The sequence below is a fragment of the Pseudomonas sp. LB3P14 genome, assembly GCF_054898045.1.
Map to the genome: position 1 here is coordinate 5,513,938 of NZ_CM142714.1, position 15,669 is coordinate 5,529,606.

General features: G+C 55.4%; 13 protein-coding genes. 7 read left to right on the forward strand and 6 right to left on the reverse strand.

All coding sequences use genetic code 11. The features are described from left to right. Positions 1 to 58 precede the first annotated feature (58 nt). From ACYZT5_RS25165 to ACYZT5_RS25190, 6 genes are all read left to right on the forward strand, one after another. Positions 59 to 1,027, forward strand: a complete 969-nt coding sequence (locus ACYZT5_RS25165; RefSeq protein WP_462047874.1) for a tetratricopeptide repeat protein — start codon at positions 59 to 61, stop codon at positions 1,025 to 1,027. Next, a complete protein-coding gene (locus ACYZT5_RS25170) occupies positions 1,024 to 4,167 on the forward strand; it encodes a glycoside hydrolase family 19 protein (protein ID WP_462047875.1) in 3,144 nt (1,047 codons plus the stop codon). Before ACYZT5_RS25165 ends, ACYZT5_RS25170 begins: the two co-directional genes overlap by 4 nt. Continuing rightward, positions 4,164 to 5,261, forward strand: coding sequence for a tetratricopeptide repeat protein (locus tag ACYZT5_RS25175; protein WP_462047876.1), 1,098 nt, complete (start codon positions 4,164 to 4,166; stop codon positions 5,259 to 5,261). The genes ACYZT5_RS25170 and ACYZT5_RS25175 overlap by 4 nt, the downstream gene beginning before the upstream one ends. A 286-nt stretch (positions 5,262 to 5,547) precedes the next feature. Then, positions 5,548 to 6,102 (forward strand): lysozyme inhibitor LprI family protein, encoded by a 555-nt coding sequence (locus ACYZT5_RS25180; protein WP_462052306.1) that lies wholly within the window; start codon positions 5,548 to 5,550, stop codon positions 6,100 to 6,102. Positions 6,103 to 6,115: 13 nt separating this feature from the next. Next, positions 6,116 to 6,661: a hypothetical protein gene (locus tag ACYZT5_RS25185; RefSeq protein WP_462047877.1), complete on the forward strand. Its 546-nt coding sequence runs from the start codon at positions 6,116 to 6,118 to the stop codon at positions 6,659 to 6,661. Between the two features lie 129 nt (positions 6,662 to 6,790). Then, positions 6,791 to 8,122 (forward strand): IS4 family transposase, encoded by a 1,332-nt coding sequence (locus ACYZT5_RS25190; protein ID WP_462046901.1) that lies wholly within the window; start codon positions 6,791 to 6,793, stop codon positions 8,120 to 8,122. A gap of 50 nt (positions 8,123 to 8,172) precedes the next feature. Here the strand turns inward: ACYZT5_RS25190 and ACYZT5_RS25195 are convergent, their stop codons facing one another. Continuing rightward, complete coding sequence (locus ACYZT5_RS25195; protein WP_134420937.1) at positions 8,173 to 8,571, reverse strand: DUF6124 family protein; 399 nt, start codon at positions 8,569 to 8,571, stop codon at positions 8,173 to 8,175. A 578-nt stretch (positions 8,572 to 9,149) separates the two neighbouring features. On the opposite strand from ACYZT5_RS25195, the gene ACYZT5_RS25200 reads away from it, so the two are divergent. Beyond that, positions 9,150 to 9,539: a hypothetical protein gene (locus tag ACYZT5_RS25200; RefSeq protein ID WP_008150118.1), complete on the forward strand. Its 390-nt coding sequence runs from the start codon at positions 9,150 to 9,152 to the stop codon at positions 9,537 to 9,539. Positions 9,540 to 9,794: 255 nt separating this feature from the next. On the opposite strand, the gene ACYZT5_RS25205 is transcribed toward ACYZT5_RS25200, so the two are convergent. The 5 genes from ACYZT5_RS25205 to exbD all read right to left on the reverse strand — a co-directional run bounded on the left by ACYZT5_RS25205 (position 9,795) and on the right by exbD (position 15,668). After that, positions 9,795 to 11,195: an aminoacyl-tRNA deacylase and HDOD domain-containing protein gene (locus tag ACYZT5_RS25205; RefSeq protein WP_462047878.1), complete on the reverse strand. Its 1,401-nt coding sequence runs from the start codon at positions 11,193 to 11,195 to the stop codon at positions 9,795 to 9,797. 78 nt (positions 11,196 to 11,273) lie between these two features. Continuing rightward, complete coding sequence (recG, locus tag ACYZT5_RS25210) at positions 11,274 to 13,349, reverse strand: ATP-dependent DNA helicase RecG (RefSeq protein ID WP_462047879.1); 2,076 nt, start codon at positions 13,347 to 13,349, stop codon at positions 11,274 to 11,276. A 9-nt stretch (positions 13,350 to 13,358) separates the two neighbouring features. Next, positions 13,359 to 14,288, reverse strand: a complete 930-nt coding sequence (locus ACYZT5_RS25215) for a LysR substrate-binding domain-containing protein (protein ID WP_462047880.1) — start codon at positions 14,286 to 14,288, stop codon at positions 13,359 to 13,361. 205 nt (positions 14,289 to 14,493) lie between these two features. Continuing rightward, positions 14,494 to 15,243, reverse strand: a complete 750-nt coding sequence (locus tag ACYZT5_RS25220) for a TonB family protein (protein WP_462047881.1) — start codon at positions 15,241 to 15,243, stop codon at positions 14,494 to 14,496. Continuing rightward, a complete protein-coding gene (exbD, locus tag ACYZT5_RS25225) occupies positions 15,240 to 15,668 on the reverse strand; it encodes a TonB system transport protein ExbD (protein ID WP_129439980.1) in 429 nt (142 codons plus the stop codon). The genes ACYZT5_RS25220 and exbD overlap by 4 nt, the downstream gene beginning before the upstream one ends. Position 15,669 lies beyond the last annotated feature (1 nt).

A 15,669-nucleotide genomic window follows, 5' to 3' on the forward strand; every position in this document is an offset into this window, starting at 1 on the left:
AACAAACAAAAGTGTAAGGCAATTGAAGTGGTGCTCCCTCGTACTGCTGACCTTAGGTATGCACACCGGTGCCTTTGCCTCGTCGTCCATTGATGCTCAATGTCCGAGCGACGACTTTGCAGAGTTCGTTAAAGTTTTCGCCTCCCAGCCTGAGATACAGAAGGCCTTTATCGCCTCTCCCGTTGAAGAGATTCGAGTGGTTTTTGATGGCGACAAGCCGAAGGTAGTCAAACGTAAACTCAAAACCCTGGACGCTACTGAATTGAGCGTTCTCATTCCAGAAAAAGCTGGTGAGTCGAATCTCACCATTAAGGTCGAATTACCTAACAAGGTGATCGTCCGTGACCAGGTGGGCGGATTCCTGAAAATTTTCGTCTTCAAAAACGACAACTGCTGGGTTCTCAGTCGTGTCGAAGATTGGTCGCTTGAAAACGTTTTAGAGGGTGTGGCTCGAACGGAAAAACTATCGCCCGGTGAGCGAGAGTTGAAGAAAGGTGTGTGGTTTGACCGATTGGCTAATCATGCTTCGCCCGAATCCGGTGTTTACCTGTACGCCGCAGCACTGGATAGCTATTTAGCCGGAGCGCAACAAGGTTCGCCGCAGGCTGCATTATCTGCTGCGGGAATCAGTCTTTCTGGGCAAGCTCCGCGCTTGGATAACACCAAGATTGTGGATCTTTTGGTTGCTGCTTCAAAAAGCATTCCCGGCGCAGGCGTGACGCTTGCAAATTTTTACTGCGATGAGGGTGAGTACGACGACAAGCACGTCTGTATCAATCCGCAACAGTCAATGGCCGCATTGGAAAGCGCCGCGCGCCGAGGCTCAGTTGATGCACTTATCCAACTAGGGGAGGTGTATGAAGTCGGCACTGTCGTCCCTGCTGATCTGCCCAGAGCAATGGCTTGTTATCTGGAGGTTCAGAAAATGGATAGTGAGTCAGGTACGCGAGGTGTTGACCACTTAGCGGCCCAGGGCGTCGTCGCTGATAACTCAACTCAATGTCTTAAAGCAGGAAGCTTCCGATGAGTACCGGACTACTTGAACAGCGGGCTAACTACCCACATAGCCAATATGAATACGGCCCTGCGAAAGGGTACGCCGACGCCGACGCCGACGGTCGCAAGGAAATCGATTGCTCAGGGCTGTTGTACCGAATGTTGAAGGATGCGGGATATTCAATCCCATACCTGACTACGGGGCAGTTAACCGTTGACGTAACCCATTTCGACGTCATCCCGCTCGCGAGCGTCGAGCCCGGTGATATTGCACTCTGGATCAATTTCCACGGGCATACGGGGGTAGTCGAGGACATCAACGCAGTACGGACCGCGGGGAATTTTTTCGGCTCGCAATCTTCTACTGGGCCGAAATCCGCTAAGTATGGGCACCAGAGCGGTTACTGGCCGATGCCAGAAAAGTTTTTGCGTCCGAAAGCTCAATACAAGACGGGGGCGCAACCGGCGCCAGCGGCTGCTCCTGCTCCAGCACCTGCCCCGGCAGGGCCTGCACCTCTGATGAATTTCCAGTATCCATTCAGGAAGGCTGACGGGAAGCAGTTCACTGACGCGGAAGAAGTCTACAAAGCACTCGAAGGTGAAACATCGGGACACTACTTGCTGGGCAGCAATAAGTTCTGGCATGGCGGCATCCATATCAGTGACTTGAGTGCTCCGCAATGTGTTCTTCATCAGCCGGTACGCTGTATGGCTGATGGTGAGGTGGTGGCTTATCGGCTGAACAAAGACTACTTGACGTCCACTTTCGGCGAGGGAGTTGGCGCTAAATTTGCGAAATACACCAATTCGTTCTGCTTGGTACGCCACGAATATAAGTCACCGCCAAATCCGGAAGAGGGCGCGAACAAGGGCAAGCAAAATACTCTGACTTTCTACAGTCTTTATATGCATTTACTACCGTTTGCACGGTACCCATTGTCGCCTGAAGAAACACCTAATCAAAAAATCAAGATGCTCGCCGGAGGCTTTACCGCACGTAGCGACGCCAAGGGGGAGCCGGGTTGCCAGTCCTACGGTGCAATTGCGGCCGGTACCGAGTTTGAGATTCTCGACAAAAAGGGGACTGACGAGATTTATGCCAAGGGCAAAATCCTCAAGGGCAATGTGGTTGGCCGTTCCGTAGGCCAAGAGGTTTGGTTCGCCTACAAAAAAAATGGCGAGGTGTATCCCCGATCCTCAGGTGGTGCCAGTTGGTCCGAGATTCTACCTCCGCAACGAGGTACGCCGAATTACTGGCAGGGTAAAGTGAAGGCGAGGGTTGGTCCGCGAGCGTTACCTCTTTTCGGTGCTCCGGCATCACCTGGCAATGGACAAAACGCAGGTGCTCCTATCGGCTCGATGGCGCTAACGGTCAGCAGTGTTGTTGAGTTCGATAGTGAAAAGGTGGTCAATCTCAACATCGCAGGGAAACTTCGGCGTATGGCTGAGTGCACACTCGTAAGCGGTGGATTGGCGGGGGCTGGGACGGTTCCTCCAACGTTTTGGGCTAGTGTTGAAAATGAACTACCAGAGCCCACGATGCGATGGGAGACGGTAACGCCCGCTGACGTGGCTTTTGACGAAGTCACCCTCACGAGTACCGGTATCAAGGCAGGCGACCCGATCGGGTACTTGGGGTTGATGGAGAACGTTTCGGGGGAAGGTGGTGATGTAACTCGTAAGCATCAGGTCCATGTTGAGATTTTTACGGCGGATACAAAAGTCGAAGGCTTCCTTCAGAACCTGGCTGGACTGAAGATTGGGAAGCAGTTTTTGCGTTTGCCTGCGGGTACAGTCCTGAACAAAAAAGCTCCTCAGACGGGAACAGTCCAGTTATTGAAGGAGCATGTCGTTGAGCTCAGCAAAGCCCCAATATTCAAAGATCCTGCTGAATGGTACGAGCTCAAAGTTGATGAGGATGGTCAGAGCAAAACAGGCCTGATAAAAAAAGCAGATGCGCAGGTAATCACTCAGCACGACTGGGAAAAGCTCGGCTTCCGCATAGTGAAGGAGTCGAGTGCTGGTGCAGACGGCTTCCTTGATCCAGATGACATGCCTGATTTGTTCAAAGCCTTGTACAACGATCTGGATAGGCTGGGGAATCACGATGGTAAAGTCACGCCGGAAGACTTTCCTGAGGCCTTGAAAAATATCGAGATGAGAGACCATTGGTCAAAGTTGATCGCCTATCACCCGACTGAGTGGAAGGATAAATCCGAAGAGCCGAAGTGGAGCCGTTTGGCGCAAATTCTGGAAAATTCACCTAAATCACTTAAGCATGAGAGTGCGCGAATTGATAAGTTTGTGTTTTGGAGCAAGCTTTCTGGTAGAGCGGAAGTTCCTGCTGATGGGATGGTCTGGCATTTTCATCCGATAGAAATAATCCGAAACTTTTCTTCGGTGTCGTCAGAGCTGATATCAAAAGATCAAATGAAAAGCATGTTTCCAACCTCTTCTGAAAGTAAGCGTGAAGAAGTAAGAGGGCTCTTTAATAAATATGCAGAGCGTTTTGAGATTAATACGCCTGCAAGGATCTCACAGTTTTTTGCACAAGTTAAGACTGAGGTCGGGGCAGCCTTGGTAGGTAAATCAGAAAGCCTTTGGTATTCAGTGCCGGCACTGAAAAGTTTATTCAAAAGATATTTCGATACTTATCCTGCCGAAGCGGAGCAGCTAGGGTATAAGCGGATTGAAATGGCTCAGTACAATGCTCTAAGCCCAGCAGCGAAAAGTGCTTATACATTAAATGGGGGGAAGGCATACTCTCAGTTGCCCAAGCCAGATGAAATTGCTAAGCGTGTATATTGCTGTTGTTCAGCCTCTGGAAACTTTGTGTTGACTTCTGGAGGCTGTGCTGAAGGGTTGAGTTATAAGGGGAAAGGGTTCATTCAGCTTACATGGAAGGCAAACTACAAGGCGGTCGAAGATGTTCTAAAAGCCAAGTTGCCTGAAGAAACGATTGACATTGTTGCCAATCCTGACCAGTTGCTTGATACAAAAACAGGTTTGTTGTCGGCGATGGGTTTTTGGGAGTGGCAACATCTTAATAATAAAGTTGCTCCAAACGTGGAGAGTACTGACAATATTACTAAGATTGTGAATTTGAAAACTGAGAGCTATGCAGAACGTCGCACACATTTTACTGAAATTTATCAGGTGTTCTCCCAATGATTCGTAAATCTGATTACGTTACGCTAATTGCATCAACTATCTTGCTTGCGGCAGTTCCGGTTGCTTGGGCGGGAGAAAGTAATGGGGTGCCTGCCAGTTCTAAAATTCTCAAATCCTTAAATGTGAATTTGATAGAAGGGTTGAAGGATCAAAAGCTTTTGGTCCTGAAAGCGGAGCCAGGTGATGAAACACAACAGCTACTTGTAATCGCTGATGGGACTAAACCGTCTGTGATAGTGGAGTCAAAATTAGCGTTGCCAAAAATAAAAAATACATATTCTCCCGCTAGCTACGATGGGTTTGATGTTGGTACTTCTACCGCAGCGAAAAATGTTATCAATGTTGTGGATGTACAAGGTGAAACTGTTTCGTTGAAATACGCGTCTGTAAGCCCAGGAGAATATCTGTATCTAAAAACAACTGAGGAAGATAATACAAAATACAACTTTAATTTACAGTTTAAATACGATCTTCAAGCAAAAAAAATGGTTCTTAAAAATTTGCTTCTTGTGACAAATAACGAGGCGTGTGACCGGTCGCTGTTAGGCGTATACGCGCTACCACTAGGTCGTTTTAGCTCGAAGTCGTTAGATGAATTTAATGGTGCTGATGCCTTCGAGTACTTGAAAACGCTGCACATAGAAAGTCAGTCTGGAAAAGACAGTCGCGAAAAGCTTATGCCGGTCGATGTTAGCAATAACTTTGATAAGGCGCTTGCGGCTTATAAGCAAGGTAATAAAGAGCAATTTAATGAGTTGATGGGTTACTTTATTGCTGGTGGTAGCGAAGACTCTATATGCGCGCCTGAGACCTACGTGGTAGGCAAATACTATTTTTCAAAAAATCCAGGATGGTCGAATGATCTCGGATTTTTATTTGAACAGTCAGGTCATTATGGTGAGGCGGTTGAGCTGCTGAATTATGTCGTTGTAAACAATCCAGATAGGATGGTCGCTTATTTAAATTTGGCTGATAGTTATTGGGGGCTTGGCAGCAAGGAGTTGGCCGCGGAAAGCTACAAAAAATATCACTCGCTTATGGTTCAGTCTGGAAAAACTGAAAAAATTCCAAAACGGGTAATTGAACGAAGCTGAGAAGTATCGAGAAGGGGACAGATTTATTTATAGCTCTAAATGTGCTCTATAAATAAACTCGCCCCTTATACTGCGATCTCACTGGACAACGAGTTTCGGTTGCTGACGATCAAAGAGTTGTAATCGCCGCTGCTTGATTAAGGATGATTGGATGAACCGCTTTTTCATTCGGCCCATGCCAAGAGTTCTTTTACTTTTACCTCTGGCTTGCGCGTGCTTACTCGGATCAGTAATCGTCTTTCCGACTCAATCGGCGTTGGCCAAAAACCAGCAAACTGTCGAGGAAATGCATCCTCCGGTGGTGTCGGCTTATGCCCAGGAAGCCTGCAACCACGACAGCTTCGCCAATCCCGATTTGATCAATTGCGGTCAGCAAAGCCTCGAGAAAGTCGATGCCGTCTTGAATGAGCAATACAAGAAAGCAATGGCCAGTTTGTCTCCCGCAGACAAGAAGCAACTGACCGATGTGCAAAGAAAGTGGGTGCGCTTTAAAGAATCGTATTGCGAGGATCTCTACCAGTCCGCTTTGCCTGGAGCCGAAGCGCCTATCGAGAACCTTGCGTGTTTGGCGCAGACAACCAATGCCCGGTTGGGGGAGCTCATTTATCTACAGACAGGGTTGCCGAATGATGGCTTTTACAAAGCTGCTTCTTTGATGGCAGGACAGGATCGCGAAAACGGCTTGAAGGCCTCGATCAATTTGCTGGGAGGGGGTGAATTCGACGATTCGGTTTGGAAGCAATATGCGGACGGGCAGTGCGCCATAAATTTCCGTCTGTTCCGTGAAGACCTGGCTTACTGCGCTGTACGAATGCGCTTTCAGTTACCTATGAACCGCTAGAGGAACGATAGGTTTGAAGATTTTGTCTTCGTTTTTTATTGCGCTGTCGCTCGTCTGCCCACTCAATGCGCACGCGGCATCCATCGTGTTGAAAGCAGAGCAATCGTTGCCTGTCGCTGTAATTGCTGCCATCGCTGCGGAGAATGAGATACGTACGACGGACGTTCATCCAGTCCCTCACGGAGCGTTAAGTTGGAAGGGCAGCGTTATTGGAGGGGTGGTGTTTGAAGATTCAATACCGAACTGTGCCATCTACTCTTACCAGAGGGGCTTGCTGAGCTCCGCGTTTGCCGGAGTACCTTGTACGTTTCGAGGGCCACCAAAAATGATGGATGACAGGAAGGGGCCGGTGCCCGATGTCGTATTTGAGTTGGAGGTTTTTCTACCGAATCGGGGTGCTATGGTGAACCATGCAGTGGCGTTTTATTACGAGGCTCAGAAAGACGCTTTCTGCGAAAGCGAATCCCTTGCTGCCTGGTATCAGTCAGGGAATAGAAATCTTAGCCCTGATCTTCAGGATGGCCGATGTGCCATTGGGGTTAACGCGGTTAGCGGGTAGTGATGAAACGAAATTTCGGATTTTCAAAAAGGGGACTCGAGGTCTAATGCCGATCAGTTAAGCCCTTTCGCTTGACCTTTGGCCGCAAGAAATCAAAATCCGATGCCTGTACTGGCATCGGATTTTTTTATGCGTCTCGCTCGGGCACTGGAACTGACCCACACCATCGTCTCCACTCCAAACTCAATCGAGGGATTGGACTCCTTGCTCGACCCTTCTTTGGTCGAGCAAGCACTTGAACAGGCAGGCGTAGCGACCCTGCGCAAGCGGCGCTTGCCGTTGGAAATGATGCTTTGGTGCGTGATCTCCATGGCGTTCTTTCGGCGCATGTCGGCGTGGGATGTGGTCAGCCGCATGAATATCATGCTGCCGGGCCAGCGCCCGCTGGTGGCACCCAGCGCCGTGGTTCAAGCCCGTCAGAGATTGGGCCGCGAGGCTGTACGACAAGTCTTCCATCTGACTCAGAAAAGTTGGCATGAAGCGGCCTCTCATCCAACTTGGGCCGGTTTACGTTTACTGGGGGTCGATGGCGTTGTCTGGCGAACGCCCGATACGCTGGAAAACCGTGCGCGTTACGACTCCGCCAGCAACCAGCATGGCGACACCGGTTTTCCTCAGGTACGCATGGTCTGCCAAATGGAGTTGACCAGCCATTTGCTCATCGGCAGTGCGTTTGACGGCTATCGCAGCAACGAGATGAAACTGGCGGAGCAGTTGATCGAAACCACCCCTGATCACTCGCTGACGCTGTTTGATCGTGGTTTTTATTCGTTAGGTTTACTGCATCAATGGCAGCAGGCAGGGATCGAGCGTCACTGGCTGATGCCGCTGAAAAAAGGCTCGCAGTACGAAGTGCTTCAGCGTTTGGGGCGCCAGGATGCGGTTGTCTCATTAAGCACTTCGCCGCAGGCCCGCAAGCAATGGCCGGGGCTGCCGGAGCGCCTGACCGCGCGGCTCCTGAGCAAAACGGTCAAGGGCAAGGTGTGTCAGATCCTGACGTCGATGGCCGATCCGCTGCGCTTTCCGCCCGACGAAATCGTCGACCTGTACAGCCAGCGATGGGAGATCGAATTAGGATTTCGGGAGATGAAACAGACTTTGCTCAACAGCAGTTACACGCTGCGCAGCAAGACGCCGGAGATGATCGAGCAGGAGCTGTGGGGAGTACTGCTGGGCTACAACTTGTTGCGCTATCAGATGGTGGAAATGAGTCGTCACTGTCCAGGAATTTACCCATGCGAAATGAGCTTTAGCGCGTGCACCTGGGCGATTCTCGGGTTTATCAACAGCGTCTCCGCCGACCGTTCCGGGAACATCCCCAAGTACCTGGCCGAGCTTCATGCCTCAGCCATGCATTACGTCCTGCCTCATCGGCGGGAGGAACGCATTTATCCTCGGGCTATTAGGCTCAAATCCCCGAAGTATCCGATCAAAAATAAAAATGCCAGTCAGCTTAACTGACTGGCATTAGACTCGAGGTCCCCTTTTTTACAACTGCCGGTTCCTACAGGTCAGCTGACTCGGCTTTGTTGCTTAGCGAAAATCGCCGCCATTTCCGGCTCATTCAAATGATCCAGCGCTCGTTCAACCAGCAAATGCACCCCGTCGGCCATACGGCTGAGCGCCAGGGCTACGGAGCGGCGTGAGCCGTCCACACCGTCGGCGAGGCCGGCGGCGATGGCACTGATGGACAAGAGGTCTTCCGAGGCGTTTGCGAGGAGGGTTTCTGTGTTGATGTCGGGGCAAACGCTGAAGAGGTCGCCATTGCGACGTTTAGGTTTTTTATCCGCGGGTGTGCCGAGGTGAAGATCGAGGGCGCGTTCGGCAGCTTCGTGGAGTTTTTTGGAATCGAAGGATTCGTAGGGGGATGTGTCTTCGTGTTCGGGGGGATTGGGTGTTGGCTTGATCATAGATGTATCTCCTGGAATTAAGAGACCGACACCGTTTCGCTTTGCACTTCGAAAGAGGTGGCAGCTGTGCGTTGGTGTGCAAGACCGATCCAGGAACCGGCAGACCCGAAGGTCTCCGACGCACAGCCGCCATAACGATCCGCGAGCATAGGAAAACGCTCGACGAATAGCCATAAGCAATTGCGCACCTGGATTCGGACTTGCACGTCCGTGTCACCGATTTTGCGGCGACCACCAGAGACTATCGGTGATACCGAAGACTGCCTAGTTCACGAACAGCCCGGCGTGTTGAAGGAAATGTCCGAGAGGTTTGAGGGGATCAAGATCAAAAGATCGCAGCCTTCGGCAGCTCCTACAGGATTGTGTTTCTTCAGGTGTAGGGGCGTTGCCGGGAGGTGACGCGGAGCGTCACGGGATGCATTCCTTTGCTGCGCGTGGGAACGATCAGGTTGGCATGACTTGGTAGTCATTGGCGTCAAAAAGACCTGCATCTTCTTCTAACGCAACCAGACAGTGGCGTTCTTGCATGAAGCCGCTACACTGCGCCGGCCGTTCATTTTCCTTTTGAGGCTGTGCGCATGAAATTTCGTTTTCTTCTGTGGATGCTGGGTTTGTTGATGGGTAAGGCCAGTCGGACTAATCCTGCGTTTCAGCAGCAGTTGGGTGACAAGGAATTGGTGTTCCAGCTACAGACCCTGGACGGGAAAGTGGCGCGGCATTTCTTTGTGAAGGATCAGCGAATTACCAGTAAATCGGGCGTGTATGCCGAGCCGGCGTTTGCGATTGCCTTTAAAGACGCGGCGTATGGCTTTGCCACGATGCAGGCGAAGAACAAGCAGCTGGCGTTTATGACGGGGATTCAGGATAAGTCGATTCAGATCAAGGGCAACCCGGCGCTGGTGATCTGGTTTCAGGGGTTGACCAAGTATTTGAAGCCTAGGAAGGCGAAGGCAAAAGCCAAGGCTTGAGGTCGATGATTAACCCTGTGGCGAGGGAGCTTGCTCCCGTTGGGCTGCGGAGCGGCCCTAAAGCCTGAGACCTCGGTTGTATCTGACACACTGCGTTGGCTGGGTTGCGACTGCTGCGCAGCCGAACGGGGATAAATCCCCTCACCACAGGGGTTGTGGTGAATCAGTTATACCGAGGTGGATTCATCGCGGGCAAGCCTCGCTCCTACAGGGATTACCTAAATCCTGTGGGAGCGTGGCTTGCCCGCGATGCTTTTATGGCTGGGTGAATTGCGAAGCCAGTTCGCGCAGCAGGACTTCAGCCTCAAGCACTTTGCTGACGACGTCGTTGGCTTTGTCGCGGGTCAGGCCTACGCGCTCTAGCAGCGCGTCGGGGATGTCTTCGTCGGGGCCGGAGCCAATCCCGCGGCTACGCAGCAAGCGCACCGCCAGGCACACGAGGTTTGGGTACTCGGCGTAATCGCCGTCGTAGCCCGGGTCGTGCTGGAAGCGCAGGGCAGTGGCCAGTTCTTCGGGCATGTCCCAGTAGCGCATCAGCCACGAGCCGATCTGTTCGCGGCTGATGCCGAGCAAGTGTTGCTCGACGTAGCTGTGGCACAGGTGCGGGTTGACCTCCAGGTGGCGGCAGATCAGCGAGAAGTGCGGCGGGAAGACGTGGGCCAGCAGCAAGTAGCCGAAGTTGTGCAGCAGGCCGGCGAGGTAGGTCAGGCCGGCTTCCGGGCGCTGGGCGCGCGGCATGGCGCGGGTCAGGCCTTCGATGACGGCAGCGGTGTAGATCGACTGCTGCCAGTACGGCGTGGTGTGTTGCGGATGGTCCTTGGGCAGGCTCAGGGTTTTGCCCAGGGCCAGGCCCAGCGCCAGGTTGATCACCAGGTCGAAACCCAGCACCCGGACGATCGCGTCTTCCACTGAACGAATTTTGCCCGGCGAGGCGTAGTACGGCGACGCCGCCCAGCTCACAACCTGTGCGGCCAGGGCCGGGTCGGTTTCGACGACGCCGGTGATGTCGTCGATGGTGGCGTTGGGGTCGACACGCAGTTTGATGATTTTCTGCGCGGTCTCGGCCAGCGGCGGAATTTCGATGGTCTCTTCCAGACGCTGCTGGATGCGCCGCGCGGTGAACACTTGAACGGCCTGGGTGATTTCCTCACGGTCATCGTGAGGGCGGTCGAGGTTCGGGCGAATGCTGGTCAGCGCTTCGCCGAAGTTGGCGGCGCTGGCCTTGGTCAGCATGGTCTTGAAGTCTTCGCTGGTGACTTCCAGCAACACGCCCGGCTCGCCCGAGTTGATCAGCAACTTCGGTTCGCGCAGCAGGCTTTCTTCATACAGACACGGTGAGCTGGTGAGCGCCGGCATGCCGGGCAGCAGGCTCAGGTTGTGTTTGCCGAGCATTTTTACCAGGCGTTCGGTGGGCACGGCGGTGAGGCGGCGGCCCGTCAATTCGGCGAGGCTATTGAGGTCCAGTAATTGGCTCTGCGGGAACAGCACCATGAGCGTGCCCACGGCGTCATCAAGCAGAACAGCCTGCACTTTGCGTGCGGCGTTCAGGCCGTGATGGTCGAGGACTTCTTCGTAGGCGATACCCAGTTTGCCCAGCATCAGCCGAATAACCGACGGAGCGTGCGGGGAGGCGGGTGCGAGGGCAACTTCGGTCATGGTCTGTATCCGGTTTTAAACAATTGCAGGAGTATAACCAGCTTGCTCAGAACGATGGATCAGAAACTGCGGCGGTGCTCACACTTGGCCGTATTGCTGCCCATGACGTAGCCAGCGGTCGAGCAGTGGGCTGACATGATCCGGCCAGCGCTCCAGCAGCGCCTGGGCGGCGTCGCGAACGGCGGGCAGCAGATCGGCGTCGCGCATCAGGTCGGCGACCTTGAATTGCAGCAGGCCGGTCTGGCGCGTACCGAGCATTTCGCCGGGGCCGCGCAGCTCGAGGTCTTTTTCGGCGATGACAAAACCGTCGTTGGTTTCGCGCATGATGCCCAGTCGCTGACGACCGATCTGTGACAGCGGCGGATGGTAAAGCAGCACGCAATGGCTGGCGGCGCTGCCTCGACCGACGCGACCGCGCAACTGGTGCAACTGCGCGAGCCCGAGGCGTTCAGGGTTTTCGATGATCATCAGGCTGGCGTTGGGCACGTCGACGCCGACTTCGATCACCGTGGTTGCGACCAGCAGTTGCAGGTTGCCGGCCTTGAATTCGGCCATGACCGCGGCTTTCTCGACGGGCTTCATGCGGCCGTGGATCAGCCCGACCTTCAGCTCGCCGAGAGCGGCGGTGAGGTCTTCGTAAGTGGTTTCGGCGGCCTGACAGGTCAGCTCTTCCGATTCTTCAATCAGCGTGCACACCCAATAGGCCTGACGTCCTTCGGCGCAGGCACCGCGCACCCGCTCGATGACTTCGACGCGCCGGGTATCGGTGATCAGCACGGTGTTCACCGGGGTTCGACCGGGCGGCAGTTCGTCGAGGATCGAGGTGTCGAGGTCGGCGTAGGCGCTCATGGCCAGCGTCCGCGGGATCGGTGTCGCGGTCATGATCAGCTGGTGCGGACACATCCGCCCACCAACACCTTTCTGCCGCAACGCCAGGCGCTGCTGCACGCCGAAGCGGTGCTGTTCGTCGATGATCACCAAGGCCAGGTTCTTGAATTGCACCTCGTCCTGGAACAGCGCGTGAGTGCCGACCACCATCGGCGTGCCGCTGGCGATTTGTTCCAGAGCGGCCACGCGGTTCTTGCCTTTGAGCTTGCCGGCCAGCCACGCGACTTCAATGCCTAGCGGTTCGAGCCAGCGTTTGAAGGTGATGAAATGCTGCTCGGCGAGGATTTCGGTGGGCGCCATGAGTGCCACTTGATAGCCGGCCTCCAAGGCCTGGAGGGCGGCGAGGGCAGCGACCACGGTTTTACCGGCGCCCACGTCGCCCTGAATCAGCCGCAACATGGGCTCGTGCTGATTGAGGTCGTAAGCGATTTCGTTGCCGACCCGTTGCTGAGCACCGGTCGGAGTGAAGCCAAGATTGGCCAGATACTGGGCCGGCAGCCGGGTGGCATTTGGCATCGCCGGCGCGCGTAGGGAGCGCATGCTCTCGCGCAGGCGCTGCTGGGACAGTTGATGCGTCAGTAGTTCTTCGAAGGCCAGACGGTGTTGCGCCCAGTGATGACCGAGGGCGAGTTCGTCGACATCGGCATCGGCGGGCGGGTGATGCAGATAGCGGATCGCATCGGCCAGCGGCGCCAGTTGATAGTCACGGGCCAGTTCGGTCGGCAGCCAGTCGGGCAGGCTGGTCGGGCCGAGCATCGTCAAGGTCTGCATGCACAACTGACGCAAGCGCTGTTGGGTCAGGCCTTCGGTGAGCGGGTAGACCGGGGTCAGGGTTTCATCCACCGGCGGCGGCTCGTCGCCGGTGATGGCGCGGTATTCCGGGTGATAGATCTCCAGCCCCGACGCACCGGGCCGTGCTTCGCCGTAGCAGCGAATGCGCGTGCCACGCTTGAGGCCTTCTTTCTGGGCGTTGCTGAAATGGTAGAAACGCAGGCTGAGCCCGCCGGTGCCGTCCTGCAGGCGCACCACCAGGCTTCGGCGGCGGCCCATGACCACGTCGGCGCCGCTGACGGTGCCTTCGATCACGGCGTCCTGGCCCGGTCGCAAATGGCCGATCGGGACCACGCGAGTGCGGTCCTGATAACGCAGCGGCAGGTGGAATAGCACGTCCTGGAGATTCTCCAGGCCGACCTTGGCCAATTTCTCGGCCATGGCTTCGCCGACACCCTTGAGTGCCGTCACCGACACTTGCGACAACTCGCTCATGGCAGCGACTTAGGCCGCAACGACCGGTGCTTGCGGCTTGGCCACCGAGCACAGGCGAATGGAGTCAGCAAGGATTTCAATCGCCTTCGGCCGTGGGAAGCTCGCGCGCCAGGCGATGGCCACGGTGCGGAACGGCACCGGAGGCGACAATGGGCGCACTTCGATCACGCCGGGGGCGTAGTGATGGCTGTCGACGGCCGAGAGCGGCAGAATCGAGATGCCCAGGCCGGACGCAACCATGTGGCGGATGGTTTCCAGGGAACTGGATTCCACTGTGGTGTGCTTGGCGCCGTCATTGCCTTTGGCCAGCGTCGGGCACGCTTCCAGTACTTGATCACGGAAACAATGGCCTTCGCCGAGCAGCAGCAGGCTCTTGTCGTTGAGCAGGGCGGCGTCGATGGATTCTTTTTGGGTCCACGGGTGTTGGGCCGGCATCAGGACGTAGAACGGCTCGTCGTAGAGTTGCAGGGTCAGCACGTCGGCTTCGTTGAACGGCAGGGCGATGATGATCGCGTCGAGCTCGCCGTTGCGCAGTTTGTCGCGCAGCACGTGGGTGAAGTTTTCTTCGATGTACAACGGCATCTGCGGGGCGACCCGGTGCAGTTGTGGAATCAGGTGCGGAAACAGGTACGGGCCGACGGTGTAGATGGCGCCGACTTTCAGCGGGGCGGTCAGCTGGTTCTTGCCGGCCTGGGCCAGTTCGCGGATGCCTTGGGCTTGCTCCAGGACTTTCTGCGCCTGGGCGACAATGCCTTCGCCGACCGGGGTCAGGCGCACGGCACTCTTGCTGCGCTCGAAAATCAGCACACCGAGTTCGTCTTCAAGCTTTTTCACGCCCACCGACAGGGTCGGCTGGCTGACATGGCAACGCTCGGCCGCATGGCCGAAGTGCTGCTCTTGGGCGAGGGTAACGATGTAGCGTAATTCTGTAAGAGTCATAGCAAGCGTCCATGAAGTTGCGAGCCAAGCATACCGGCTGCAATCGATAGACGCACGTTATCAGACTGAGTGCGTTGAGTGACACCGGGCAAGCACGTTTGCCGCTGACAGATAGGCAAAAGGCACCTTTCGGTGCCTCTCGAGCTGTACGCATATCCCCGTAGCAGCCGAACGCAGGCTGCGCCATCCAATTACAAAGGTTGTTTTAACGCCGGCGTTTTTCCAGCGAGTAAACAAACGGAGCAACGATTTCGATGGCGCCGTTGGTCAGCATGTCGGCCGGAGGCTTTGGCAGCGGTTGGGCCTTGCGAATCATTTCCAGGGTAGCCCGGTCCAGATCGGCAGTGCCGGAGCCACCCTCCAGTGCATACGACAATACGTTGCCTTCGGCATCCACCACGAAGCGCAGACGGTTCACGCCTTCCTTGCCCCGTGCCCGCGCACTGGCCGGGTAACTCTTGTATTTTTGCAGGTGAGCGAGCAGCGTCCCTTGCCAGCTGGCTTTGGCCGCTTGCTGCGCGGGCGATGGGCCCGGTGCCGGTTGTGCGGATTTCTCCGTTGGCGCCTGAGTGGGTTGCGCGTCGCTTGGTTTTTCCTCGGACGGCTTCTCTTTTGGCGGTTCCGGCTTTTTCTCCACAGGCTTGGGCGGTTGAGGCTTGGGCTTGGGTTTGACCGGTTTCGGCACGGCAATTTCGGCCTTCGGCACTTCAGCCAGTTTCGGTATCGGCAGTTCTTCCACCGGGGCGGGTGGCTGTGGCGGCGTGATGACCTTCGGCGGTGCCGGCGGTGGCGGTGCAGGAACCGGCGCCAACTCGACCATCATCGCCTGCGGCAGCAGCTCGATCGGTGGGCGCGACGTCCAGTTAAGCGCCAGCGCAATGGCCAGCGCATGGACGCCCAGCACCACGGCCAGGCTCGCGCTGTAACGCGTCAGCTTTTGGCGCGTCGTGATCATTTCTTGACTGCCGTCTCGAGTCCGACCAGGCCCACCTTCAGGTACCCGGCGGAGCGCAGGTTGTCCATCACGCTCATCAGGTCGCCGTAGTCCACGCCTTTATCAGCCTGGAAGAAGATTGTCGTGTCTTTCTTGCCCTTGGTCTTGGCGTCCAGAGTGGCGCCGAGTGCTTCGGCCTTCACTTCGTCTTCGCCGAGGAACAGGCGTTGGTCAGCCTTGACGCTGAGGAACACCGGTTTCTCTGGCCGTGGCGCCGGTTTGGCACTCGAGGCGGGCAGGTCGACCTTGATGTCCACGGTGGCGAGCGGGGCCGCCACCATGAAGATGATCAACAGCACCAACATCACGTCGATAAACGGTGTGACGTTGATTTCGTGGTTCTCGGCCAGATCGTCGTCTGCGCCTTCTTTCAAATGCAGGCCCATG